Source organism: Exilibacterium tricleocarpae (assembly GCF_007004655.1).
Classification (GTDB): domain Bacteria; phylum Pseudomonadota; class Gammaproteobacteria; order Pseudomonadales; family Cellvibrionaceae; genus Exilibacterium; species Exilibacterium tricleocarpae.
Map to the genome: position 1 here is coordinate 224,699 of NZ_ML660089.1, position 25,833 is coordinate 250,531.

Here is a 25,833-nt window from a genome sequence, read left to right on the forward strand (position 1 = left end):
GTGTTGTGCCGCAGTGGGTATTGGCTGTCTAAAAAAGCTTTGCCAGCAGGGCGGGAATCGCCGTTTCAACGCGCAGTATTCGTCTCCCCAGGTGCACGGCCTCAAAGCCGCAGTCGATCAGTTTGTCCACCTCATACTGGATGAAGCCGCCCTCGGGCCCGACCGCCAGTGTGATCGGCTCGCGCACCCGCAGCGGGCAGAGCGATCCCCTATTCGGATGCGCCACCAGGGCCCGCGAGCGGTGGATCAGAGCCGGCAGTTCATCCTCGACAAAGGGTTTGAAGCGTTTGCGCAGTTCAACCTGCGGCAAGCGCGTATCTTTCGCCTGCTCCAGGCCCAGGATCAGGTTTTCCTGAATCGATTTCCGGTCCAATACCGGGCTTTGCCAATAGCTTTTCTCCACCCGGTAGCTGTTCAGCAGGTACAGGCTCTTGACGCCCATGGCGGCTATTGTCTGCAAGATGCGTTTGAGCATTTTGGGCCTGGGCAGTGCCACTATCAGCGTAACCGGCAGGGGCGGGGGCGGCGGCGAATCGAAATCGACCGTCATTTCAATGGCTTGCCCGTCCACCGCTGTCACTGTGCCGCGGCCCATATCCCCGTTGATGAGTCCGACTGCCAGTGAGGTGCCGATATCCGGTTGGTGCACGGCCAGGATATGATCGCGGCGGCGTCCATGCAGTTTGACCCGATGGCTGGCAATAAAGTCTTCGCTGAGAAGCAGGATCAGGTTCATGGCGGCAGACTTGAAGTGACTGTTTTTTGAATTTGGTACGCGATTCTACATGAGTTCTTGGGTGCTGACAGCTTTTGCGGGTGGGGTTGTATTGGAAATAGATATAGCGAGTGGTGCCACCACCGGTGGCACGGTGCGGGGACGTCACTTTAGTTGCGTCCCCTTAGAATGGTGCCACTCCCCTTTCTAAAGGCACCACTAGAAACTTGTCAGTAGCCAAATAGAGTAAATAAAGGATTGAAAGGGACTGATAGAGGTGGTCTCGTTCACCGGGAGTGGTCCCGCTCGAAGGGGACAGGTAAAACCTGTCCCCGCACCGTGCTACCGGGAGAGGTGCCCTCGTTAACGGGGAGTGGTTTCCCTCGAAGGGGACGCAACTAAAGTTACGTCCCCGCACCGTGCCGCTGGAAGAGGTGCCACTCGCTATTTCCGGCGTCGGACCACACCGACGCCTCCGCGAAATCGATCAGCCACTCACCCTAAACCGACCGACCTGGCTTTGCAACTCCGCGGCCAACCGGGCGAATTGGGCGGCCGAATCGTTCAACTGTTCGCTGGCCCTGGCTGAATCTCCGGCCTGGTCCTTCACGTTTACCAGGTTTTTATTTATCTCTCCGGTCACCGCTGTCTGCTCTTCGGTGGCGGTGGCTATTTGCCTGATCATCGAATCCATTTGCTGCACCCGGGTGACAATACCCTCCAGTGCCTGGTCCACCTGCTGGGCCTGTTCCACAACTGCCTCGGCCTGGTCGCGACTGGCGTTCATACGCCCCACCGCCTGCTGGGCACTGGACCGCAGTTGCTCCACGGTTTTGCGGATCTCTTCGGTGGACTCCCGCGTCCGGCTGGCCAGCGTACGAACTTCGTCGGCTACTACCGCAAAGCCGCGTCCCTGCTCGCCGGCTCGCGCCGCCTCGATCGCCGCATTGAGAGCGAGCAGGTTGGTTTGCTCGGCAATGCTGTTGATGACTTCGACGACTGTATCAACAGTCTCGCTGGCATTACCCACGGTGTCGATGACCGCAGCGCTTTCGCGGATTTGTTCACCCAGTGTGGCGATTGCCGCAAGCGCCTGTGACTCAATATCACGCCCCTGTTCCGCCTCTGCTCTGGCTTGATCAGCAGACTGCGCCGTTTCCTGAACATTGCTGGCGACCTGATTCAGGGTGGCTGACATCTGCTCCACTGCAGTGGCGACTAAATCGGTCTCAGCGACCTGTTTGTCGACGGTCGTGCGACTTTCAGCGCTGACCTGGTTCAAGCCTTCGCTGGCGGCCACGAGTTGGCCCGTGGAGGTTTGCACGGCGCTGATGATGTCATGGAGCTTTGCCACAAAGCGATTGAAGTTGCTGGCCAATTCACCTAATTCATCGTTACCTTTGACGTCCAGGCGAGCCGTCAGGTCGCCATCGCCATCGGCGATCTCCGCCAGCATCTCGTTGGTGCGCCGCAGCGCCAGCAGAATGGCCTGCACGATAAACCAGGTGATACCGCAACCCAGCAGCAGTGCCACCAGCGTGAGGGTGACCGACGCTTTTCCGGCGTCTTCCATCAAGCCCTCGATGAAACGCCCCTGCTCATCAAGCGATTCCGCGACACTGGCGTGCAACTTTTCGGACTCAGCCGCAACCTCAGGGCCAATGGCGTCCATGCGTGCAACCGCCGCGTTGCGGGTTTCAATCGCCGTAACCACCCCCGCAAAGCCCTCCTGGTAAACCGCCAGTCTCGCCGCCACTTGATCGGTCAGACTGCGCATCTCAGGGCTCAGCGAATTACTCTGTAAAACTGACAAGTCGGTCGTGAGTTCCCGAAGCTCCTGTGTCGCCCGCTCGCGTGATTCGACATCGTTGTTCATAAGGAACTTGTAGGCATACAGGCGCGCCAGCAGCAGATGCCGTTGTGCGACTCCGGCTTCGAATGCTGTCTCGATATCGCCGCCCTTATGGGCAGTCTCCATGATCTCAGACAGGGCCCTCTCCATCGGTTTGCCGTTGGCATCCAATTTCCCCTCTACCAACTCATGCCGGCGATTCATATTGCTGACGACTTTTTCCTCGAACAGGCGGCTGTATTCCTCGTGCAGTGTGGAAATAGTCTGAACCAGTTTGACGCGCTGCGGATGGGTAATTGCCTCTTTTGCCTGGCTGAGGCGGGTTCTGGCCGAAGTAGCCTGTTGGCGGAAAACGGCTACCGCTCTCGGGTCGCTGCTTTTGAGATAAGACTTCAGCGTCAGGCGCTGGCGCAAGATATCCGCCACCGTTTGACTGGCCAGGTTTGTGTCAGCGGTCAAATCTTCAGCAAAGACGCGTATTTCCTTTTCCAGCGACAGGTTGTTAAACATTGTGAACCCGCCGAAAAACAGCAGTAGCAGCATGAGCAGTGCGGGGGCCAGCCATACTTTCGCGGCAAGTGGGAGGTTGGTAAGTAGATTTATCATACGGGTTTTCCTGGCTTTACAAAAAGTCTAGGCAATGGCTTTTAGATTACAACTTTTGTGCCAGCTATCTGTGCTGATTTTCACCTGTGGTGACGGCTTTTGGCCTTTCCCATTGGGAAGGTAAAAAAGGCGGCATCGGTCGAGGGTGAGTGGTGAGTGGGCTGTGCTTGTGGGCCGGGACTGCTGGCGCCCTCGGCAGGAGTCGAACCTGCAATCTTACCCTTAGGAGGGGTCTGCATTATCCATTATGCTACGAGGGCGTGGCTTCCTCGCCCCCATACAGGCGGCGGGACACCGATCATACAAGAGATTGGCCTAAGCCACAACCTGTTGATTTTCGGTTACTTTTTCTGAATCACGACAGTTGCACTAAACTTTAGGAAGCACCGATGGTCATAAGATGCCAATGAGGTTAAGCTTCCCGTCTTTCAACAGTATTCGAAGAAGTCTCTTATATGCTCGATACTCGTCCCCTGCTGGAGAATACCGACTTTCCCATCCTCAAGCGCGGCCAGTTGCAGACGCTGCAGGCCAATTTGGGCTATCTCTGCAACCTCAGTTGCACCCACTGTCATGTCAATGCCGGCCCGCGCCGCACTGAGCTGATGGACCGGGATACCGTCGATATACTGTTGGCGTTCCTGGAAAAGCACCAGTTGTCCTGTCTGGATGTGACCGGCGGCGCGCCGGAAATGAATCCCCATTTTTGTGATCTCGTCGCCGCCGCGCGGCAACTGGGCGTCAGTGTGATCGACCGCTGTAACCTGACCGTGTTGCTTGAGCCGGGGTATGAACATATCGCCGAATTTCTCGCCGAACAACAGGTCTGTATCACCGCCTCGCTGCCCTGTTATGCCGCAGACAATGTCGCCGAGCAGCGTGGCAAAGGGGTCTACGAGAAATCGATAGAGGTACTGCAGCGGTTGAACCAGCTTGGCTATGGCCGCGATCCCCGGTTGCCCCTGAATCTGGTTTACAACCCCAACGGCGAATTCCTGCCGCCGCCTCAACAGCAACTGCAGGCCGACTATAAACGCGAGCTGATGGAGCGGCACGGTATCGTTTTCGATGAGTTGCTGACCATTACCAATATGCCCATCAGCCGTTTTGGCAGCGTGCTGCTGGCCAAGGGCCGGTATGACGGCTATATGCAATTGCTGAAAGACAACTACGATGCGGCGAATCTGGCGTCGGTCATGTGCCGTTCGCTGATCAGTGTCGATTGGCGGGGCTACGTGTACGACTGCGATTTCAATCAAATGCTCGACTGGCCGCTCAGGTTCGACGGGCAGCAGCCGCTGCAACGCACGGGAGTGTTCGCACCGCTGATTACCAGCGACCGGCCCCGCGTGCATCTCGGGGAGCTGCTCGAGCGGGACCTGAGCGAGCAGGAAATCCTGGTGGGTGATCATTGCTACGGATGCGCGGCCGGACAGGGAAGCAGTTGTAGCGGTGCCCTTGGTTAGCTTGAGTATTATTATTCCCGCACTGAACGAGGTGGCGGCGATAGCCGCGACACTTGCGCCTCTGCAGGGCTGGCGGGAGCGGGGTGTGGAAGTCATTCTCGCCGATGGCGGCAGTCTCGATGGTACTCTCGAGGCGGCGCGCGCCGGTGTGGACCGCGTGGTTTCCAGTGTGCCGGGCAGATCGGTGCAGATGAATGCCGGGGCCGCGGTGGCGCGGGGCGACTATCTGTTGTTTTTACACGCCGATACCACGCTTCCCGCGGCGTTTGCCGGGGATATTGATCACTGGGCGACGCGGCAGGTGGCCTGGGGCTTTTTCCCCGTACGGCTGAGTGGAGCGGGCGTAGTGCTGCGTGTTGTGGAGCGGGCGATGAACTGGCGTTCGCGGTGGACCGCCGTTGCCACCGGTGATCAGTGCCTGTTTGTGCGCCGCGATCTGTTTCGCCAACTCGGCGGTTTCCCCGCCATCCCCCTGATGGAGGATGTGGCAATGAGCAAACAGTTGCGGCGCCTGTCTGCGCCCCATATCGAAGCGCAGCCGGTGGTCACCTCCAGTCGGCGCTGGGAGCGACGCGGCGTTGCTAAAACCGTCGCCTTGATGTGGTGGTTGCGCCTGGCGTACTTTTTCGGTCGTGATCCCGGCCGGCTGGCGAAAATCTACTACCCCGATACGACCCCCGATGAGCCATAAATATCCCGATATCACACTCCTGCAGTTTGCCAAGGCACCGCTGTTGGGGCGGGTAAAAACCCGCATGGCGCCGGTATTGAGCGAGTCGCAATGCCTGGCGTTGCATCGGCGGCTGACGGTTCAGGTGGCGGAGACTATTCACCGCGCCGGTCTGTGCCCGCAGGAACTCTGGGTCGGCTCCCAGCCGCAGCATGCGTTTTTTACCGAGTTGGCGCTGCGCCTGGCGGTGCCTGTTCACGCACAGGAGGGGGCGGACCTGGGCGAGCGAATGCTGGCAGCGGCAACGACGGTGGCGGCCCGTGCCCGCGCTGTCATTATTATTGGCAGTGACTGCCCGTTTATCGACGCTGCTTACCTGGAACAGGCCATCACGGCGCTGCGCGACGGTGCCGACGCCGTGGTGGGCCCGGCCCATGACGGGGGGTATGTGCTGTTGGGACTGTGCCGGCCGGAACCGCGCCTGTTCAGCGGTATTCCCTGGGGTACCGACCGGGTATGGTCGCTTACCCGGGAGCGGCTGCGAGAGCTGGCCTGGCGTTTTCACGAACTGGCGCCACTGGCGGATATCGATCGGCCGCAGGACCTGGCTCTGCTCGAGACCGATTAATCAGACCTGTCAATGGGAGCTGTCGGGCACACCCTTCAAGCCACCGACGCGATAACAGCCCGCCGTTGTGAGCGCGCTTTGCGGGCGCGCCTTTGGATGGCCAGTACATAGCGGTCGAGCGCTTTTTGTTGATGCCGATCGAGCAACGTGAAGGCGAAGCCGCAGGTGTAGCGGTCCAGCAGACGCTGATAGCCGGGTGATCTGGCGATCAGGTGGCAGTGCAGTTCGAACTCATCGCCGATGTTTATCGTGCAGCGGTCGAAGTGCTCGTGCTTGTCGATATCGAGGCGCGCCGGCTTGGTGAATTCACAGCCGACGCCGGTAGTCGACAGATCGATAATGCGCCCGTGCAGGGCGGTGTGTCGCCGGCCCGACAGCAGCCGAATACCGGAGGGTGTGTCCGCTGCCAGCGGGGCGCGAAAGGCCTGCCGGCGCTGTTTATGGTAGATGTAGGCCGGAAAGTTGATATTGATGGTATCGAGTAGCGTCTGCCCCCGGCCGCCGCCAGCGCTTTTCCCTTTCAGTATGACCTTCACGCCTTCATAAAAAGCGATGATGGTAAACGGCTGGCCGGCGGCAACGCGCCGGTTGGCGTCGCCGGCAACCAGTTCGTCGATAGTGAACCGGCGCCGTTGCAGATCGACATGCATCACCATACTGGCGTAGCTCTGGCGGTCGCCGTTGATTTTTACCGTCAGTTGGCTGCGCGCAAGCTGCAGAGATTTCAGGGTGCGATAGATATCCTGGACATTGGTAATCTGTTCGCCGCCGTCTTCTGTATTCATAGTCTTACCCAATGCCTTGTCTGCCGCACAGAGATCCGTCGATTTAAGCTTTGACCACGTTGTGGGTGCCCGGACCCTTGCCGCTGGTGCTGCCGGCGCGGTCGTACAGTCCCGGTGCCGCGGTTTGGCCGCGCAGCAGATTCAACAGCCGACTCATGGTCTGCTGGCCGCGGGCAATCATTTTACCGTTGATGTTGTTGTGTTTCTGACAGTCTTCGAACAACGCCGCCAGCGCCGACCAGGCGCTGCTCAGTCCGATGCCCGGATAGCGTCGGTCCAGGGACTCCAACAGTGTCCGCCAGGCTGCCGCGGTCGTGTCCAGACCGGCCTCCTGCAGTAGCAACTGGCGCTGGCGTGCACCCTCCTCGAGGGCCGTCGTGTAGGTCTGCTTATCGGCCAACAGCGTTTCCAGGCGGCTCTGATCGCGACCCTTGAGGGCCGCCTGTTCCTGCTTCAACAGCGCCAGCAGCGCGGTGCAGGCGCGGCTGTCGGCGCTCATGAGCTGTTGAATTCGGCGCGGATTGATTGAGGGGGGGGATGTAGACACAGTTTCTCCATTTATAACTCAGTCGATTGGACGGGTGTCGCTGCACGCACGGGCGGCAGGGGGGATTTCAGGGGCGGGGCACCGGTCTTCAACTCAGTGAACCGGTCCTTTGACTCAGCCCAGTAAATCGTCCTGCTGCAGCAAGCGCTCGGCAATACGTTCGGCATTTACCTCAAAGCGGCCGCCGGCAATCGCCGCCTTGATGGCGTCAACCTTGTCGGTGTCGACATCGGCGGTCGTTTGAATCCTGGCTTCCAGGCGGGCCAGCGCCTGGGCCTCGCGGCTCAATACGACATCTTCCCGATCTTTGCCGCCGGTCGCTTGAGCGCCGCTTTTAGCGGTTGCGGTGCTGTTGCCGGCGGCGCCTGTTTTGCCGCGGTTGGCCTCGGCGCCGGGCGGGTTGATACCGTTGTTTGAATTGATAACCATTAGTTGCCATCCCCCTGTTCGGGTCTATCCGTCCGGGTCCTGAGTCCCTTGTAGGGAGAGTCGGCCGGGGCGGGTAAATCTTTAGTAAAAATACGACTTTTCAACAGATGGTCGTGCAGCGGCGCCGGCGTGGGGTGGGTCGCGGTGTTCACAGCACCACCTCCACCCGCCCCGCAGCCACCACCCGTGCTTTGATAATACGCTGCGAATCGGTGTTTTTAACCCGTATTTGCTGGCCCACCTGGCCGTCGGCCAGGGCGATCCCCGGCGCCACTATCCGCAGGCGACCGCTGTTGGCCTCCACCCGCAGTGCATCCCCTTTTCTGATGACTCTGGGAGCCTGCAGGCTGGAGATGCGGAACACGCCACCCTGGTTGAGATTGCGTTTCAACACCTTACCCACGATACGATCCGGATCGCCGACATAGCCCGCGCCCAAGGTGGCGGTGTTGCGCGATGACAGCGAGATATCACCGGCTTGCACCAACTCACCGCGGGCCAGGCTGCGATTGGCCACTGCCACCCTCAGCAGGGTATCGACGCGGGCGGGTACGAAGATGCGCCAGGTTTCATCGCAGGCGGCGGCGACGGTGATATTGCCACCGCGTTCGCCGGTGTCTGAAGTTTCCAGCGTCAAGGAATTGTCACATCGACGCAGTTTCAGACGCGGATCGAGTTTGCTGACCTGAATTTTGACGGCCTCGATCATCGGCCCATCGACATCGCTCGCATACTGCTGAGTTAAATGTGCCTGCACCTGGTTGCGAATAGCGTCGAGACTCTCGATTTCGAAAGCTGCGCACGGCCGGACGGCACCGAGTAACGCCAGGGAGACATAAACAGCACGCTTTACCATATCTTGTCCTATGCTCTATCTATATAAACGACGGGTTTGACAACTGCCATGACGACTCTTGCCAACCGCTATCGCCGTGGTCGTTCACAACCTTGACACTATTTGTCGTGTTCGAACTTAGGTTCCTGCAACATTGTTGCAAGCAAAGAGTGTGCCCACAATCAGTGATACGCCCGGCGTGGCACCCGTGAGGGAGAGCCGGTAATGAAGGAGACAAGGCATGGCCGGTTTGATGGACAGTGTTAACCAACGCACCCAGTTGGTAGGGCAAAACCGCCTGGAACTGCTGTTGTTTCGCCTGGGTTCAAAGCAGCTTTACGGCATCAACGTTTTTAAAGTTAAAGAAGTGTTGCAGTGTCCGGTGTTGAACGAACTGCCCAAGTGTAACCCGGTGGTCAGGGGGGTTGCCCATATCCGCGGCGGCACTATTTCCGTTATGGATATGAGCCAGGCGACCGGCAATGCGCCACTCGACGCTCTTGAGAGCTGCTTTATCATCATTACAGAGTACAACCGATCCACCCAGGGCTTTTTGGTCAGCACGGTGGAGCGCATCGTCAATATGAACTGGGAGGACATTCATCCGCCACCCCGAGGCGCCGGCAAGGAGAACTATCTCACCGCCGTGACCGAGGTAGAGGGTAACTTGGTGGAGATTATCGATGTCGAGAAAATCCTGGCGGAGGTGTCGCCCCCGGATCATGTCGTCAGTGATGGAGTGATCGACGAAGAAGTCACCGCGCAGGCGCAAAAACGTAACGTATTGATCGTCGACGACTCGGCGATTGCCCGCAAGCAGATAAAGCGGGTTATCGAGTCGATGGGGCTGCAGACCATCCTCAAGTGCGACGGGCGGCAAGCCCTCGACTATTTACACGAGATGATCGAGGAGGGTAAGGAACCCTGCCAGGAGTTGGCGCTGGTGATTTCCGATATCGAGATGCCGGAAATGGACGGCTACACGTTTACCGCCGAAGTGCGTACGCACCCGCAACTCAAAGACCTGCATATTGTGCTGCACACCTCCCTGAGCGGCGTGTTCAACGAGGCCATGGTCAAAAAAGTGGGCGCCGATGACTTTGTGGCCAAGTTTCACCCCGATGATCTTGCTAAACGCATTAATGATCGTCTAAAGACTGTCAATGAGGGGAGCCTGTCGGAGAGCGAGTGAGAGGCCAGGCGCCCTTACCGGTAGCATTAGGGATTGAATAGATAATATGGCTAACGACGTTTCAGCGCGACAGGATCGCCTGCAGCAGGGGGATTTCGAATATTTTCGTCAGTTTCTCCAAGATGCCTGCGGCATCTCTCTGGGGGAGAACAAACAATACCTGGTTACCACGCGCGTGCGCGGGATTCTTTCTGACAACAATTTGGAGTCGTTGAAGGCTCTGGTTGATCAGATGAAGCAGCCGCGCCATTCACAACTGCGCGACCAGGTGATCGATGCCATGACCACCAATGAAACCTTCTGGTTTCGCGATGTCTATCCGTTTGAATATCTCAAAAACGTGTTGTTCGATCAGTTGCAGCAAGATGGAGCCAGTGCCGGCGCTATCCGCATGTGGTGTGCCGCCTGTGCCTCGGGTCAGGAGCCTTACTCCATCAGCATCGCTGTCGAGGAGCATCGGTACAGCAAGCCGGGCGCCGGCCCGCGGGAGGTAAAGATCGTTGCCACTGACCTGTCAACCAGTTCCCTGATCGCGGCGCGGTGTGGGGAATACGACAGTTCGTCGGTGCAGCGCGGCTTGGTTCCGGAGCGCTTGAACGTTTTTTTCGATCGCTGTGAGGGCGATAGGTGGCGGGTCAAACCCGCGGTGCGCAACCGGGTGGAGTTTCGCACATTGAATCTCATGGACTCCTATGCCGTGCTCGGAAAATTCGATGTTATTTTCTGTCGCAACGTGCTGATTTACTTTTCCGGTGATCTGAAGCGGGATATCCTGAGACGCCTTCACTGTGCGTTAAAACCCGGTGGTTTACTGTTTCTGGGCGCATCGGAGGGTTTGGCTGGTGTCGCCGACCTGTTTGAGATGGTGCATTGCAAGCCGGGGATTTTATACCGCGCCTTGTAAGTGAGATGGTTGCCCCGGCGCCGGTGGTTACTCTGAGTCCCAACCTCTAATTCAACGCTTTTCAGCGGCCCCCTGTGCAGGTTTTCTGGCGGTTTTTTACGATTGCCTGGCCACTGCCGCGGTACTGAATTGTGCCAATTGTGAAACGGTCCCTGATTCTTTGCCGTCCGCAGAGGAAAGATATTGCCGCTTTCCGGCCAGCCTCCCGATACCTATCGTCGTTTAATAATAAAATATAAGAAAATCAAAAAGTTAAAGACTCTCTTTGTATTGGCACAAGCCTTGCTGTATCGAGATTGAGGATGAGACCCAGGTACGAATCCGGTGTCAGTGCAGTCACAGTGTCGGGCTACCGTCCTCGAGTCCGGCCCGGCGGGAGAATCAAATGTCCATCAATTTTGAAAAAGCTTTGGGTATTCACGGTATCGCCCTGCAGTTGCGCAGCCGGCGGGCGGCAGTACTGGCCAACAATCTGGCCAATACCGATACACCCAATTTCCGGGCCCGCGATATCGATTTCCACAGCCTGGTCAAAGCGCGTATGCAAGGACATCCCACCGGACTGCCGGTGACCACCACCCATGCCGGTCACCAGCGCAGTTTACTGCAGGCCGGCGATCGCGAGTTGCTCTACCGCACCCCGCAGCAGCCCGCCGTCGATGGCAATACAGTGGAAGAGCAGGTAGAACACGCCGAGTTTATGAAAAATGCCCTGGCTTACCAGGCCAGTTTTCGGTTTTTGAACGGCACGTTTAAAGGGTTGAAAACCGCTATTCGCGGTCAATTATAATCGCGCGGGCGGAGGCTGATTCCATGTCGCTAGGTTCCATTTTCGATATTGCCGGTTCCGGCATGAGTGCGCAGAGCGTTCGCCTGAACACGACAGCCAGTAACCTGGCCAATGCGCAGTCGGCCAGCTCCAGCACCGAGGCGGTCTATCGCGGTCGCCACCCGGTGTTTGCCGCCGTGCAAAAGGCGGTGTTGGAGGGCGGCTTCGATCCGCATACCAACCTTGCCGATCCCGCCAGTGCCGGGGTCAGGGTGCTGGGTATCGTCGAGAGTGACGCGCCCCTGCAACGTCGCTACGAACCCGCACATCCGCAGGCCGACGAGGAGGGATATGTGTTTTATCCCAACGTGAATGTGGTGGAAGAGATGACCAATATGATCTCGGCATCGCGTTCTTTTCAGATGAACGTGGAAGTGATGAACTCGGCCAAGCAGATGATGCAGCGGGTTTTGAGCCTGGGCGAATAGTGGGGGAGCGGGGTTAGCAATATGACGGATATCAGCGCAACCGGCGGTACTCTGAACGGTCTGTCGATACGGGAAAAAACCCAACCGGCGTCCGCGGATAATCAGCTCGGCCAGAGTGCGTTTCTGGAGCTTATGATCACGCAACTGGAGAATCAGGACCCGCTGAGTCCCCAGGACAACGGTGATTTCATCGCGCAGTTGGCCCAGTTCAGCTCGGTGGAGGGCATCGACCGTCTCAATAACAGTTTTGATTCTTTCAGCGCGCATTTTCTCTCCAATCAGGCACTGCAGGCGTCCTCGCTGGTGGGACGCTCGGTGACGGTCGCTTCCGAAACAGCGATCCTGGAAGCTCACGGTATTGTCTCCGGTAGCTTTGCGCTGCCGGCCAGTACCACACAGATGCGCGTTGATGTTTATTCAGAAGCTGGAGAATTGCTGCAGACCATGCCGCTCGGTTTTCAAACCGCGGGCGAGAAACTGATGCGCTGGGATGGTTTGAACCTGGAAATAAACGGTGAAATCGTCGACTGGACGGCCGCTATTGCCGAGGCGGACCTGCCCGCGGCACTGCCGCCCGGTAAATACCGTTTTGAAGTCAACGCCGCTATCGACGGGGAAAACACCCGTCTCGATACCGCGCTCAGTGCCAATGTCAACAGCGTGACACTGGCGGCCGACGGCGGTATCAGTCTCAACCTGGCCGGGCTGGGCACCGTGAGTCTGGACGACGTAAAGCAGTTTAATTGAACCGCCTCGATGGGTCCTGTCGGGCGAAGCAGTAGGAGAGTTCTATGCCTTTCAATACCGCGCTCAGTGGCATTCGCGCCGCGTCCTCGGACTTGAGGATTACGGGTAATAACATCGCCAATGCCTCCACCACCGGCTTCAAGGCCTCGCGCGCCGAATTTGGCGATGTTTACGCCTCCACGATTCTCGGCGGCGGCGGCAATCTAATCGGCAGCGGCGTGCGCATTCAGGATGTGGCTCAGCAGTTTACCCAGGGCAATATTTCGTTCACCGAGAATGAATTGGACCTGGCTGTCAGCGGCACCGGTTTTTTCGTCGTCAGCAATGACGGTGATCGCAACTACACCCGCGCCGGCACCTTCGGCCTCGATGAGGATGGTTTTGTGGTGAACAGCGTGGGCGCGCGGCTGCAGGGCTTCACCGCCGATGCGGCCGGTAATGTCGGCGGCATTCTGGACGATCTGCGTATCGATTCCGGCAATCAGGCGCCGCGCCAGACCACCCTGGTCGAGTCTGCACTGCTGCTCGATTCGCGCGAATCCGTGCTGCAAAGTGTCGGCTCGACCTTTGCCACCGACGGCTCGACGATCGGCGATGCCCAGACGGGCTTGCAGACGCCTGTCACCACTCGGGTCGAGGGGACCAGTGTGCCGGTGGCGGCAGGTTTTGACTTTACCGCCAATGCCATCACATTCGACGTTGCCCTGAGTGGCGCTTCGGGCAATAACGGCACTGTCTCAGTGGCGCTGGATTTCAATAACGGCGCGCCGGCGAGTTTGAACACTCTCGCCGATGCCAATGCCGTCGCCGCGGCCATCAACGCACAGCTGTTTGCGCCCTTGAGTGGCGCCCAGTCGCCCATCGATGTGGTCGCCAGCGTGGTTAATGATGGCGGCGGCCAATTCCATATCGACTTGCAGGCGCTGCAGGACGGTGAGGCCTCGACAGTGTCGGTTACCAGCGGCCTCAACACCGGGGTCATCGGTTTGGCGGGTGATCCGACCGACAGTTCGGGCACGCCGGCGGCAAACAACGGTTATCAAGCGACGTCGCTGGATTTTACCGGCCCCGACGGCAACACAGTGACTTACACGAGCCAGCAGTTCGGCAGCGCCGCGCAGACCGCCTCGGAGCTCAATGCGCTGGCGGGTATCTCGGCTACCGCCAGCACCACCGCGGTGTTGCGCGGCCAGGTCAGCGTGCCGGCGAATCCGACCGATACGGGCTATGTCAACCAAAACGGCAATCTGGTGATCAACCTCAACGGGGTCGACCTGAGCAGTAATTCGCTGCTGGAACTGGAGGCGGAAATCAATGCGCTCACCACCTCCACACTGCCGGGTATTTCGGCAAGCTTTGATGCCGCCAGCGGCGATCTGACGGTTACCTCGGCGGTCGGCGACAATTTGACGTTTACCATCAGCAGCACCGACGACGGTGACAGTATCGAAGTGTCCGGCAGTGGTGTGGCCACCACGGAGGTGCTGGAAGCAGACCCGGGGGCCGACGGTTTGTCAACCGTGGTAAGCCCGGGTGTCCAAAACCTGAGTGCCGCCACGGGTAATGCGGTTGTCACCGGTGGCAGCATTGATATTGTGATGGATGAGGGTTACTCGGTTGCCAATATCACGCCCTTGGGGGTTTTATTCAACGCCAACTTTCTGGCCAATATTCAGCCCGCTGTAATCAACCAGTTCGATCCGTCGGATCAGTCGACCTATAATCACGCCACGTCGCTGACTATCTTTGACAGCCTCGGCAACCCGCATGTGATGACGCAGTATTTTGTCAAACAGGCATACGATCCCGACGACCCCACGACGTCGCCGAACCAGTGGTTGATGAATGTGCTTATCGACGGCCAGAATGTCGGTGATCCGCTGCCCGGCGAGACAACACCCACACTGGCGTCTTTCAATGTGCACTTCAACCAGGACGGCACACTGAATCGGACCTTAACCGACGATATGCTGATATCCAACTGGGAACCGCTCGATGCCGACGGCCGGCCCACCGGCGCCTTGGGTCCGCAGAACGTGCTGTCGGGGGGGACTTTGCCGATTCCCACGCCGTCCACCAGCTCGAACTTTCAGATCGACCTGACCGGGTCCACCCAGTTTGGTGACGACTTTTCCGTCGACAGTGTCGACCAGGACGGTTTTACGACCGGGCAGTTGTCGGGTATTAGTATCGATGACTCGGGGGTTGTGTTTGCGCGTTTCAGTAACGGTGAAGCGCAGATCATCGCCCAGATAGGTCTGGCCGACTTCCCCAATGAACAGGGTTTACAACAGATTGGCGACACCATGTGGGCGGAGAACTTCGATTCGGGTGTTCCCAATATCAGTGCTCCGGGTACCGCTGCACTCGGGGCGATTCAATCGGGTGCACTGGAGGAGTCGAATGTCGATCTGTCCCAGCAACTGGTCAATTTGATTATCGCCCAGCGCAACTTCCAGGCCAGTGCGAAAACCATTGAGACCGCGGATCAGACTACCCAGACGATCATTAACCTGAGGTAATGCAGGCGTCCCGAATGGCACTGCCTTAAGCGAATTTGCGTAGTTTATCAACATCCACACTATCCCTATCGATCTCAGTTAAGAATATCGGAGGTAGGATTACCGCTGGGTGGGGCTTTCAGAAACTCTCGACAGCAGGGATGCTGTCGGGAAGTCCCCAAGGAAGGGTTTACGACGTGTTTCTGAAAGCCCCACCCAGCGGTAAACCGGTCAATTCGCACACTTTTGCTTAAGGCAGCGCCATTCCAGGCGTCCCCACCCTCCACCGGAGTTGTTATGGACAAGGCTTTATACATCGCCATGACCGGCGCCAAGCACAACATGCTGGCTCAGACCAGTCACGCCAACAATCTCGCCAATGCCAACACCCACGGTTTTCGCGCCGATTTTGCCCAGGCGCGCAGCCAACCCGTGTTTTACGGCGACGGTCACCCCACCCGCGCCTACGCGCTGACAGAGCGTCCGGCGACGGATTTTTCCATCGGCCCTTTGATACACACGGGACGGGAACTGGATGTCGCCGTCGAGGGCGACGGGTTTATTGCCGTACAGGCCCCGGACGGTGGCGAAACTTACACCCGCGCCGGCAACCTCTATATCGACAGTGCCGGTATCCTGCGCACCGGCAGCGGATTGCCGGTGTTGGGCAATGGCGGACCGATTGCATTGCCGGCCCAGGAAAAAGTGGAGATCGCCATCGACGGCACCATCACAGTACTGGTAAAAGGCCAGGGGCCGGATGTACTGGTGGAAGCCGAGCGCCTGCGTCTTGTCAACCCGGACCCCGGCGAACTGGAAAAGTTTGAAGACGGCCTGCTGCGGATGCGCGAGGGTGCTGCCGCGCCGGCTGCCGACAATGTGCGTGTGGTGTCGGGCTTTCTGGAAGGCAGCAATGTCAATCCCATTAACGAGTTCACCAGTATTCTCACGCTGTCGCGCCAGTACGAAACCCAGGTCAAATTGATGCAAACGGCAAAAGAGAATTCGGAAGCTTCGGCACGACTATTGCAACTCTCCTAGGGACGGTCTTAAAAATAGCTTGAAAGGGCGGTGTCAAGAACGACCTTAAAGGTCGAGCGGCGATGAAAGAGCCTTAAAAAACGCTCTCCGGTAAAACGCCTTCAGGAAAGTGCCGTCGGAGAATTTCATTGCGAAAGAGCTCTGGTCAGAAACTCGCAAGATGAGGTGGCAGTATGCACGCAGCACTATACGTCAGTAAAACCGGGCTGGCCGCCCAGGATGCCCAACTGACGACGATTTCAAACAATCTCGCCAATGCTGCCACTATCGGTTTCAAGCGCGATCGGGCAGTATTTGAAGACCTGCTCTACCAGATTCAGCGCCAACCCGGCGCCCAGACCACCCGCGAAACGCAGTTGCCCTCGGGCCTGCAGTTGGGCACCGGTGTGCGCGTGGTCGGCACTCAGAAACAATTTACCGAAGGCAGCCTGCAGGTCACGGAGCAGGCCCTGGATGTGGCTATCGACGGCCGCGGCTTTTTGCAGATACTGCAGCCCGACGGCACCTTTGCCTACACCCGCGACGGTCAGCTTCACCTCAATTCCGACGGCCAGTTGGCCAATGCCAGTGGACTGTTGTTACAGCCGGCAGTCACTGTGCCGGAAAACACCAATCGCATTACCATCGGCACCGACGGCGTGATTAACGCCTTTGTTCAGGGGACACCTGATCCCCAGCAGATCGGCGACCTGCAATTGGTAGACTTCGTCAACCCCGGCGGCCTGCAGGCCATCGGCGGCAATCTGTTTTTAGAGACCGCCTCAAGCGGTGATCCGCAATTGGGCACGCCGGGCCAGGAAGGGCTCGGGCAAATCCAGCAAGGGGCGTTGGAAAACTCCAATGTGGATATTGTCGAGGAGATGGTCAATATGATCACCACCCAGCGCACCTACGAACTGAATTCAAAAGTGGTGTCCACGGCCGACCAGATGCTGCAGTTTGTGACGCAGAACCTTTAATTGACAAGCGGCGGTTAACTGTCATGAGAAACCTGTTCCCGCACCAACCTGCCTCCGTCGGTGTAGCTACTGTTGGAATGCTGTTGCTGCTCTCCGGTTGTGTGATTCAGCAGCCGGCGGCACCGGGCGACCCGGGCTATGCGCCGGTGCTGGGGCCCTCGCAGATGCCGCCGCCGAGCACTGACGGTTCGCTCTATCGCGAACATTTCGGTCTGGCGCTGTTCAATGATCGCAAGGCCAGCCGTATCGGCGATATTCTGACGGTCACCCTGGATGAGAGAACCACGTCGACCAAGAGCTCGACCATCTCCATCGAAAAAGAAAACGCTGTCAGCATTGACGAGAGCGATGGCAGCCAGGGCCGCCTGCTCGGTACTACGCCGAGCTTTAAAAACCTGAGTCTGCTCACCGACCTCAACCAGGAGCGGGAGTTTACCGGCGAGGCGGGCGCAGACCAAAGCAACAGCCTGCAGGGCAGTATCACCGTCACCGTGGCCGATGTGCTGCCCAATGGCAATCTGGTGGTGCGCGGCGAAAAGTGGCTGACGTTGAATCGCGGCGATGAGTATATCCGCATCAGCGGCATCGTGCGACCGGAGGATGTCAGTACCACCAATTCGGTATCGTCCACCCGTCTTGCCAATGCGCGCATTTCCTACAGCGGTACGGGCGCCTTGGCGGACTCCCAGAAAATGGGTTGGATCGGTCGGTTCTTTAACAGCCCCTATTGGCCGTTTTGAGTAGGGTGCTTACAGGGTTTTTGCAAACATGGTGCGAATGATGCGGCGTTTACTTTGTCTCTACCTGGTGTTCGGTTTGAGCTGGAGTCCGGTACCGGCCGCAGCCGAGCGCATTAAAGATATCGCCGGTGTGGCGGGAGTGAGAACCAACCAACTGATCGGTTATGGATTGGTGGTGGGACTCGACGGCACCGGCGACCAAACCACCCAGACGCCGTTTACCCTGCAAAGTTTTATCAGCATGCTGAAACAGTTCGATATCGCGATTCCGGAGGATGCGCGGGTCCAGTTGAAAAACGTGGCGGCAGTGGCGGTACACGCGGACCTGCCGCCGTTTGCCAAACCCGGCCAAACCCTCGATATCACGGTGTCTTCCCTGGGTAACGCCAAGAGCCTGCGCGGCGGCAGTTTGTTGATGACGCCGCTGAAGGGGCTCGACGGCAATATTTATGCGATGGCCCAGGGCAACCTGGTGGTGGGCGGTTTTGGTGCCGCCGGTGCCGACGGTTCCAAAGTGACGGTCAATGTGCCCAGTGTCGGGCGCATACCGGGGGGCGCCATGGTGGAGCGGGCCGTGGCGAATGGGTTTGCCGACGGCAAACCCATCGTGTTGAATCTGCACCGCGCCGATTTCACCACCGCCCGGCGCGTCGCCGATGTCATCAATCAAACCCTGGGGCCGGATGTCGCACGGCCGCTCGACGCCATGTCGGTAACTGTTGATGCGCCGGTAAACCCGGCCCATCGCGTCAATTATCTATCGTTGCTGGAAAACCTCGAAGTGGAGCCGGGCATGGCGCCGGCGCGGGTGGTGATCAACTCGCGTACCGGCACCATAGTGGTCGGTCAACATGTGCGGGTGGCGCCAGTGGCGGTTACCCATGGCAGTTTGACGGTGACGGTTTCCGAAAGCATCGACGTCAGTCAACCGGGTGCCCTGGCGGACGGCGCCACTGTGGTGGTGCCGAGAACCGAAGTCGCTGCCGAGGAGGCGATCAACCCGATGTTTAAACTGGCGCCGGGCCCCACCCTCGATGAAATCGTGCGCGCGGTCAACCAGGTGGGAGCCGCCCCCGGCGATCTGATGGCGATACTCGAGGCCCTGCGCCAGGCGGGTGCGTTGAAAGCCGAACTCATGGTGATATAGACGCGGGAGTGATCGGACATGCTTGCCAGCCACAACCTCGCCGCCTCGCAAACCCGCCTCGCCGGGTTGCAGGCGCAGGACGTCTATACCGATCTCAACAGCTTGCAGCACCTGAAACAGATGGACGGGGAAAAACGCGAGCGGGCCATGCGGGAACTGGCCGGGCAATTTGAATCGATGTTTTTACATATGATGATGAAGTCCATGCGTGCGGCCAACGCCGTGTTTGAACAGGACAACCCGCTCAACAGCTCGGCCGTGCAACTGCATCGGGATATGCTCGATTCGCAGTTGGCGTTGCATATTGGCAAGGGCTCGCGTCTTGGCCTGGCCGAGTCGCTTTACCGGCAGCTTTTGCGGACCTATGGCGACGATGCCGACACGCAGGTGGCCGGTCCTCTGCAACAACAGTTACGCCCGGCGCCGGTATTGCCGGCATCGTCATCGTTACCGGCATCACCGCCGCCATTATCACCGGTGCCGTCACCGCCGGCATCATCATCGTTACCGGCTTCGTCACAGCCATCGCCAAAGCCAGTATCAACGCCGTCGTCACCAGCGTCGCCACTGTTATCACCCGCGGTGTCGTCACCGCCCGCATCGACACCGCCGTCATCACCCGCTGTCGCGCCTGTGCGCCGCGTCAGCCTTGGTGACAAGCAGTCGATTGCGGCAGACCGCGACGGTTTTGTGGCGCAGGTATATCCCCATGCCCGCCGGGCCGCCGCTAAACTGGGCGTGGACGCCGGCGTGTTGATTGCCCAGGCGGCGCTCGAAACCGGCTGGGGCCGGCATGTGATTCACGACGGTAATGGGCACAGCAGCCACAACCTGTTTAATATCAAGGCCGATACCCGCTGGCGTGGAGACGCGATACGGGTGCCCACGCTGGAGTATCGGCAAGGTGTTGCCAGCAGGGAAACCGCAGCGTTTCGCCAGTACGGCGATATACAAGACAGTTTTGACGATTATGTCGCGTTTCTGTCCGGCAACGCCCGCTATCGACAGGCGCTCAGTGTAACCGCCGATGCCGACAAGTTTGTGCGCGCGTTACAGGACGCCGGCTACGCCACGGACCCGGCCTATGCCGATAAGGTGCTGCGAATTTTGCACAGCGGACCTCTACGCGGTGAATCCCTGCGCGGTGAATCTCTGCGCGGTGAACCTCTACGCGGTGAATCCCTGCGCGGTGAATCTCTGCGCAGTGAACCTTTACGCCGCGAACCTCTGGGCCGCGAATCCCAGCCCCGCGAACCGGATGGAGGCGGTGATCATGGCCAGTGATTTTCTCGGCGTCAGTGTTACCGGGCTGCGCATCAGCCAGCAGGCTCTGCGTACCTCCGGCCACAACATCGCCAATGCGGATACGCCCGGGTTCAGTCGCCAGCGCACACTGGTCACCAGCGCCCAGGGTTCATTTTCGGGCTCGGGCTTTATCGGCAACGGCGCCAACACCGTCGGTATCGAACGTATCACCGACCAGTTTGTCACCGACCAATTGCGCCTGGACACGACCCTGTCCAGCCAGCTCAACGCTTTCAACGACAATATCCGGCAGCTGGACACACTGTTGTCCGATCCCGCCACGGGCCTGTCGGAGGGACTGCAATCGTTTTTTGCCGCCCTGCAAAACGGCACCGATGATCCGACCTCGATTCCCGCCCGGCAACTGATTGTCAGCGAAGCGCAAAATCTCTCCAACCGTTTTACCACCCTTTACGAGCGGCTCGATACACTCAACGATGGCCTGAACCAGCAGCTTTCCGTTGCCGTCACCAAGGTCAATGCCCTGTCGAGCGCCATAGCCGATTTGAATCGGCGCATCTCTGACGCCGAGGGCACGGGCAACAACAATCTCCCGAACGACCTGCTCGACCAGCGCGACGAAGCACTGCGGCAGTTGGCGGAACTGGTCAATATCCAAACCTTCGATGAGGGCGGCGGCAAGATCAATGTGCTGGTGGGATCGGGGCAGCCCCTGGTGATCGGCAACGAAGCCCGGCGCATCGCCCTGGTCGATGGGCAGCAAAATACCGTCAACCGCGATATTGCCTACCGCGACCCCCTCGGTAATCAAGTGATCACCGACTTGCTGGACGGCGGCGAGATCGGCGGCCTGATTGATTTTCGCGAGCAGGTGCTGGACCCGGCGTTCAACGACCTGGGGCGTATCGCCATAGTGCTGGCCGACGCCTTCAATACGCAGCACCGCCAGGGTATCGATCTGAACGGCAGCTTCGGCGGTCCGTTTTTTACCGATATCAACGGGCAGAATGCCGCGCTGGAACGGGTGCAGGGCAACGGCGGTAATGCGCCGCCGGCCGACCAGGTGTTAAGCCTGGAGATTGTCGACGCGCCGGTGGTGTCGTCGAGCAATTACGAGCTGAGTATCGAACCCGGCACCAACCTGTTTCGCGTGCACCGCCTGAGTGACGGGCGCGAAGTGTTAAGCGGCCTGGTGCCGGCGAGCCTGCCCGCCACCCTGGAGTTTGAGGGTATGCGCTTGAATTTGTTGGCCGGTACTTTCCAGGGCGGGGACCGCTTTCTGATTCAACCGACCCGCTATGGCGCGCGCGATATAGCGGCCGCCTTGGTCAACCCCGAGGATATCGCGTTTGGCAGCCCGTTGCTGACCGACGCCGCCATCGGCAACACCGGCAGCGCTACGATCAGCGCCGGCGAGCTGTTGCGTCTGGATGACGCGGACGGCAATCCGCTGCCGCTGTTTGCCACACCCGGCGAGATGCGCCCGCCGCTGTTGGTCAGATTTACCACGGCCACCACTTACGAGGTACTGGACAATACCGACCCCGGCAAGCCGGTGCAGTTAAATCCGCCGATTCGCAATCAGCAGTATATTGCCGGTATTGAAAACCAGTTGTTTAGTGACGATGTCGGCCAGACTGCCATTGAGGCGAACGGCGTTAACCTGGGCCTGCCGGCGGGCAGGGCGGCGGTGCGCCAGGCGTCGTTGAATCCGGCCGCGCCGCCGGCGGCGGCGCCGGCTTTTGGCGTCACCGACTTCAGCGCGGCGACTAATCAATTCGCTTTCGACGTGGTGGTCAGCAACACCCTGGGCGGCGCCAATGACGGTACTTTTACTGTCACTGTCAACGCGCCGGCCATTGCCGACAACGCCGCGCTGGTGGCAGCTATCAATAACGATCTGACCGGCACCGGCGTCAGCGCCTATATTGCCGACAACGGCACGCTGGCGTTGCGCCTGGTAACTCCCGGCTCGGGCGATATCACCCTGCAAAACTACGACAACGATCCGGATGGCGGTGCCAATGCGGCGCCGGCGGGGCAGGCCAACAGCCTGTTGGGTTTCGATATCGAGGGCACGTCTTTCACCACTGTCGGCGATGTCGATGGCCTTAGCGGTGCCGGTGTCGCAATCAACGGTTATCCGACCGAAGTGGTCAATATCACCCGCACTGATCCGATTACCGGTGTCACCTCGACCCAGAGTCTGGTCATCCCGCGCAACGCCAGTGCCAAGCAGATCGCCAATGGCCTCAATAACCTCACCGGTGTCAGCGCCAACGCCCGCAATACCATTGAGCTGTCCAATTTACAGGTGACGCGCACTGCGCCGCTGCAACTCAATCTCAATGGTGAGGACCTGCTGGAGTACACGGTCGACAGCGCGACCTTGTCGCCTGTGCTCAGCACCGAGGTGCCCGATCCCGCCGTGGACCCGGTGGCGTTCAACGACTATGTGGCCGAGCGAATCAATGCCAATGAGAATCTGCAGACGGCGGGAATCTATGCGATCAGCGCGGTGGATAGCGTGACCGGGCGCCCGCAGTTGCGCGTGTTTTCCACCACCGGTGACGATTTGCAGGTGGCGTTAACCGCCGCGGCCGGCGAGACGCTCGATGTGAGCGATGGCACCGGCAACCCCAATGTTACTTTGACCGGTGCCGGCAACAGCATAGAGTCCACCATAGTCGTTGGCGGCCGACTCGATGTTAGCTTGAGCGATAACTTTTCTTTCGCCACTTTACCGCCCAACAGCCTGATCTTTGGCGACAGTAGTGCTGCGGACTTTGCCGTGCCCGCCTACCTGGGCATCCGGGCAGGTATCAGCGGTACGCCCCAGGCAGGTGACACCTTTACACTGGATTTCAACCGGGACGCTGCGCTCGACAACCGCAATGCCATACAGTTGGTCGGTCTGGAGCAGGCCAAAACCATCGGCGGTGTATCGAGCTTTGCCGACGGTTACGGCAAACTGGTCGAGGAAGTGGGTATCAGAACCAATGAGGTGCAGATCAACACCGAGGCGGCCCAGCAGGTGCTGCAACAAACTACCGACCTGCGCAACTCGATTTCCGGCGTCAACCTGGATGAAGAGGCGGCCAACCTGATTCGCTTCGAGCAGATTTACGCCGCTAACGCCCGCGCCATCTCTGTGGCCCGGGAATTGTTCGACCGGCTGATTAACAGCTTTTAACGGGGCGGCTAGTCCGGAACACCATGCGCATCTCAACCTTACAGATATTTGGTATCGCCGATAACAGTATCGGCCGGGCCAACGCGGCCATTGCCAAAACCCAGGAGCAGTTGTCCACCGGCAAGCGGGTGCTGACGCCGTCCGATGATCCGGTGGCGGCAACGAAAATTTTGCAACTGAACCAGAATATTGCCCGCGTGGCCCAGTTTGGCAAGAATATCGATATTGCGGAAAACAATCTGCGCCTGGAGGAGTCCACGCTCAGCAGTGTCAACAACTTGATCCAGCGCATTCAGGAGATTGCCGTGCAGGCCGGTAACACGGCGAGCCTTACGGAGAATGAATATTTGGCGCTGTCCAGTGAGGTGGATGCGCGCCTGGATGAGCTGTTCAATCTGGTCAATACCCGCAATGCCAACGGCGATTATATTTTCTCCGGCTATAAGAGCCGCACGCCGGCGTTTACCGGCGATGCGCTGACGGGGTTTTCCTACCAGGGCGACGACGGCCAGATGTTTATCCAGATTTCCAATAACACCGATCTCGCCGCCAGTGATTCGGGCAAGCGGATTTTTCTGGATATACCCGCCGCCGCCAATACGGTGAAAACGCAGGCGAGTCCGGCCAATCGTTCGGACCCGCCGGTGCAGATCACCCTGGGTCAGGTGGTTGACCAACTTGCCTATGACGACTTTTATCCGGAGGATATCGTCATTTCGTTCAATGCCGACACCGCGCTAACGCCGCCGGATAAGAATTTTACGGTTACCGAGCGTTCTACGGGAAAAGTGATCGAGGCCAATCGACCTTATGTGTCCGGGGAGGATTTGGTCTACCGCGGCGTCTCTTTTCGCGTGGTCGGCAGTCCGGTCTCCGGCACGGCGGCCACGGCGGCGACACGCGCGTTTGGCGCCGATACGGTGGTAGCCTTTCCGGTCGATTTTTCGGCGATCAACAGCACCTTCGATATCACGGTTGCCGGCCGTACCGAAACGCTGGTGCTCGATGCCAATCTCACCAGTGTCGCTGATCTCGCCGCTAACTTGAACAGCGCCGCTAATGGCAATGCGGCGAAGCTGGCCAACCTGGGTATGACAGCCGATGCCGGCGGTTTGCAGATGCCGGCGGGGATTAATTTTTCGATCAGTGGCGGCGACGCGAATGTCGATGCCGTTACCGGGCTCGCAACCTTGGCAGGCACCAGCGCGGTGGACGGGCAGCTGGCGACCCATGGCGATCAGTTGTTTGTGGAGTCGGCCGATAACCAGGGCCTGCTGACTACGCTGGCGCGTTTTAGCGATGCCATGCGACGCTACGACGGCTCGCAGGACGGCGCCGACCTGGTGTCGAGCGTGGTGGCCTCGACGCTGGCCAATCTGGCCAGCGCGCAAACCAATATCCTCGAGGTCACCTCGCAGTTGGGGGCCCGCGCCAATACCATCGAAAGCACCCGCGAACTGCACCTGGATACGGAGCTGGTGAGTCGGGAGATACTCTCCGACTTACAGGACCTGGATTACGCTGAAGCCGCCAGCCGCCTGTCCGCACAGACGTTGATACTGGAGGCGGCGCAGGCGAGTTTTTTGCGGGTCAGTCAGTTGACTTTGTTTAGCCGGTTGTAGGTTTTGGTTGATGGAGCCTGGGTGTCCGGGGCTATGAGCAGGGGAGTGCCACCCGACACGGGCGGCGCCGGTACAGGGTATTTTTAAGCCTTCCGATAATGGGACTTCTGCCGCCGTGTACTGCTTGCTACTACGCCCCACTTCTGGGATGAGATTCAGGTGTGGGGCTGAAAAACACCCTGCACCGACACGTCCCTGGTCTTTTAGTTTACTTGCCGCTTTGGTTAAGCAGAATTATCTGACCCCCGACTATTTCGGCGCATATAAAGCCGAGGCTTTTTTCCCTTTGCGCAGCGCCGCCAGGCTGGTACCCATCACCGCTTTACCGGCCTCGGCCAAGGGTAGAATACGGGCATCCAACGCCTGTATCTGTTGTACGGACTGAATGGCGAATTCGTGGATTGCAGCGGGGATGGCCGGTGCCAGTGCGGCCTCAAATAATTTGCCGCGCGCCCGGTCCAGTTCACTGAAGTCTTCCCACTGCTCCCGTTGTGCCGCTTTCAGCATGGCCCGGCTCAGGCTGACGGCTTTGGCAATCTGCTGGCGTTGGCTGTCGGACAAAGTGATGCTTCCTGTACTTATTAAAGAGAGCAGTGAAAAGTGCAATCAACAGTGCGATCAGTTGCGCGGTAAATCGTTTGTAAGCATAGCGGAATAAAGCGCGGAACACATCCGCTGTTTTATCGGGGGATAGTACCCGGCAAACACCTGATACGGCAGCCCGGCAAAAG

Annotated in this window: 24 protein-coding genes and 1 tRNA gene; 16 read left to right on the plus strand and 9 right to left on the minus strand. The window is 58.9% G+C overall.

The window, feature by feature from the left end; genetic code table 11:
* Positions 1-28: 28 nt before the first annotated feature.
* The 3 genes from FKG94_RS05505 to FKG94_RS05515 form a co-directional block, all read right to left on the minus strand.
* Positions 29-736 (minus strand): 16S rRNA (uracil(1498)-N(3))-methyltransferase, encoded by a 708-nt coding sequence (locus tag FKG94_RS05505; protein ID WP_142903199.1) that lies wholly within the window; start codon positions 734-736, stop codon positions 29-31.
* 466 nt (positions 737-1,202) lie between these two features.
* Complete coding sequence (locus FKG94_RS05510; protein ID WP_142903200.1) at positions 1,203-3,173, minus strand: methyl-accepting chemotaxis protein; 1,971 nt, start codon at positions 3,171-3,173, stop codon at positions 1,203-1,205.
* A 184-nt stretch (positions 3,174-3,357) separates the two neighbouring features.
* Positions 3,358-3,433: transfer RNA gene (locus FKG94_RS05515), tRNA-Arg, on the minus strand.
* A 195-nt stretch (positions 3,434-3,628) separates the two neighbouring features.
* Here FKG94_RS05515 and arsS point away from each other — a divergent pair.
* The 3 genes from arsS to FKG94_RS05530 are packed head-to-tail and all read left to right on the plus strand — an operon-like array spanning position 3,629 to position 5,937.
* Positions 3,629-4,639 carry an arsenosugar biosynthesis radical SAM (seleno)protein ArsS gene (gene arsS / locus FKG94_RS05520; protein WP_142903201.1) on the plus strand — a complete coding sequence of 337 codons (1,011 nt, stop codon included), beginning with the start codon at positions 3,629-3,631 and terminating at the stop codon, positions 4,637-4,639.
* A gap of 1 nt (position 4,640) precedes the next feature.
* Positions 4,641-5,330 carry a TIGR04283 family arsenosugar biosynthesis glycosyltransferase gene (locus FKG94_RS05525; protein ID WP_246124966.1) on the plus strand — a complete coding sequence of 230 codons (690 nt, stop codon included), beginning with the start codon at positions 4,641-4,643 and terminating at the stop codon, positions 5,328-5,330.
* Positions 5,320-5,937 (plus strand): TIGR04282 family arsenosugar biosynthesis glycosyltransferase, encoded by a 618-nt coding sequence (locus FKG94_RS05530; protein ID WP_142903203.1) that lies wholly within the window; start codon positions 5,320-5,322, stop codon positions 5,935-5,937. Before FKG94_RS05525 ends, FKG94_RS05530 begins: the two co-directional genes overlap by 11 nt.
* Before the next feature lie 35 nt (positions 5,938-5,972).
* Here the strand turns inward: FKG94_RS05530 and FKG94_RS05535 are convergent, their stop codons facing one another.
* The 5 genes from FKG94_RS05535 to flgA all read right to left on the minus strand — a co-directional run bounded on the left by FKG94_RS05535 (position 5,973) and on the right by flgA (position 8,554).
* Complete coding sequence (locus FKG94_RS05535; protein WP_142903204.1) at positions 5,973-6,722, minus strand: flagellar brake protein; 750 nt, start codon at positions 6,720-6,722, stop codon at positions 5,973-5,975.
* Between the two features lie 43 nt (positions 6,723-6,765).
* Complete coding sequence (locus tag FKG94_RS05540) at positions 6,766-7,269, minus strand: flagella synthesis protein FlgN (RefSeq protein WP_142903205.1); 504 nt, start codon at positions 7,267-7,269, stop codon at positions 6,766-6,768.
* Positions 7,270-7,383: 114 nt separating this feature from the next.
* Entirely contained in the window at positions 7,384-7,698 is a 315-nt protein-coding gene (flgM, locus tag FKG94_RS05545) for a flagellar biosynthesis anti-sigma factor FlgM (protein WP_142903206.1), read from the minus strand.
* Positions 7,698-7,850 (minus strand): hypothetical protein, encoded by a 153-nt coding sequence (locus FKG94_RS28680; RefSeq protein WP_179957500.1) that lies wholly within the window; start codon positions 7,848-7,850, stop codon positions 7,698-7,700. The genes flgM and FKG94_RS28680 overlap by 1 nt, the downstream gene beginning before the upstream one ends.
* Positions 7,847-8,554, minus strand: a complete 708-nt coding sequence (gene flgA / locus FKG94_RS05550) for a flagellar basal body P-ring formation chaperone FlgA (RefSeq protein ID WP_142903207.1) — start codon at positions 8,552-8,554, stop codon at positions 7,847-7,849. Before flgA ends, FKG94_RS28680 begins: the two co-directional genes overlap by 4 nt.
* A 220-nt stretch (positions 8,555-8,774) precedes the next feature.
* On the opposite strand from flgA, the gene FKG94_RS05555 reads away from it, so the two are divergent.
* The 13 genes from FKG94_RS05555 (at position 8,775) to flgL (ending at position 25,102) form a co-directional block, all read left to right on the plus strand.
* A complete protein-coding gene (locus tag FKG94_RS05555) occupies positions 8,775-9,725 on the plus strand; it encodes a chemotaxis protein CheV (protein ID WP_142903208.1) in 951 nt (316 codons plus the stop codon).
* Positions 9,726-9,771: 46 nt separating this feature from the next.
* Positions 9,772-10,629, plus strand: a complete 858-nt coding sequence (locus FKG94_RS05560; RefSeq protein WP_142903209.1) for a CheR family methyltransferase — start codon at positions 9,772-9,774, stop codon at positions 10,627-10,629.
* Positions 10,630-11,014: 385 nt separating this feature from the next.
* Entirely contained in the window at positions 11,015-11,419 is a 405-nt protein-coding gene (gene flgB / locus FKG94_RS05565; protein ID WP_142903210.1) for a flagellar basal body rod protein FlgB, read from the plus strand.
* Between the two features lie 23 nt (positions 11,420-11,442).
* Positions 11,443-11,886 carry a flagellar basal body rod protein FlgC gene (gene flgC, locus FKG94_RS05570; RefSeq protein WP_142903211.1) on the plus strand — a complete coding sequence of 148 codons (444 nt, stop codon included), beginning with the start codon at positions 11,443-11,445 and terminating at the stop codon, positions 11,884-11,886.
* A gap of 21 nt (positions 11,887-11,907) precedes the next feature.
* Complete coding sequence (locus FKG94_RS05575) at positions 11,908-12,633, plus strand: flagellar hook assembly protein FlgD (RefSeq protein ID WP_142903212.1); 726 nt, start codon at positions 11,908-11,910, stop codon at positions 12,631-12,633.
* A gap of 44 nt (positions 12,634-12,677) precedes the next feature.
* Positions 12,678-15,155, plus strand: a complete 2,478-nt coding sequence (locus FKG94_RS05580) for a flagellar hook-basal body complex protein (protein WP_142903213.1) — start codon at positions 12,678-12,680, stop codon at positions 15,153-15,155.
* Between the two features lie 276 nt (positions 15,156-15,431).
* A complete protein-coding gene (gene flgF / locus FKG94_RS05585; protein ID WP_142903214.1) occupies positions 15,432-16,175 on the plus strand; it encodes a flagellar basal-body rod protein FlgF in 744 nt (247 codons plus the stop codon).
* Positions 16,176-16,348: 173 nt separating this feature from the next.
* The gene (gene flgG / locus FKG94_RS05590) at positions 16,349-17,134 is read left to right on the plus strand and encodes a flagellar basal-body rod protein FlgG (protein WP_142903215.1); all 786 of its coding nucleotides are present in this window, start codon (positions 16,349-16,351) and stop codon (positions 17,132-17,134) included.
* A 23-nt stretch (positions 17,135-17,157) separates the two neighbouring features.
* A complete protein-coding gene (gene flgH / locus FKG94_RS05595; protein WP_281284213.1) occupies positions 17,158-17,874 on the plus strand; it encodes a flagellar basal body L-ring protein FlgH in 717 nt (238 codons plus the stop codon).
* A gap of 37 nt (positions 17,875-17,911) precedes the next feature.
* Positions 17,912-19,021 (plus strand): flagellar basal body P-ring protein FlgI, encoded by a 1,110-nt coding sequence (locus FKG94_RS05600; RefSeq protein ID WP_246124979.1) that lies wholly within the window; start codon positions 17,912-17,914, stop codon positions 19,019-19,021.
* An 18-nt stretch (positions 19,022-19,039) separates the two neighbouring features.
* Positions 19,040-20,305: a flagellar assembly peptidoglycan hydrolase FlgJ gene (gene flgJ / locus FKG94_RS05605; protein ID WP_142903216.1), complete on the plus strand. Its 1,266-nt coding sequence runs from the start codon at positions 19,040-19,042 to the stop codon at positions 20,303-20,305.
* The gene (flgK, locus tag FKG94_RS05610; RefSeq protein ID WP_142903217.1) at positions 20,295-23,480 is read left to right on the plus strand and encodes a flagellar hook-associated protein FlgK; all 3,186 of its coding nucleotides are present in this window, start codon (positions 20,295-20,297) and stop codon (positions 23,478-23,480) included. The genes flgJ and flgK overlap by 11 nt, the downstream gene beginning before the upstream one ends.
* A gap of 23 nt (positions 23,481-23,503) precedes the next feature.
* Positions 23,504-25,102, plus strand: a complete 1,599-nt coding sequence (flgL, locus tag FKG94_RS05615) for a flagellar hook-associated protein FlgL (RefSeq protein WP_142903218.1) — start codon at positions 23,504-23,506, stop codon at positions 25,100-25,102.
* 249 nt (positions 25,103-25,351) lie between these two features.
* Here flgL and FKG94_RS05620 read toward each other — a convergent pair whose 3' ends face one another.
* Complete coding sequence (locus FKG94_RS05620; RefSeq protein ID WP_142903219.1) at positions 25,352-25,663, minus strand: flagellar protein FliT; 312 nt, start codon at positions 25,661-25,663, stop codon at positions 25,352-25,354.
* Positions 25,664-25,833: the final 170 nt, after the last annotated feature.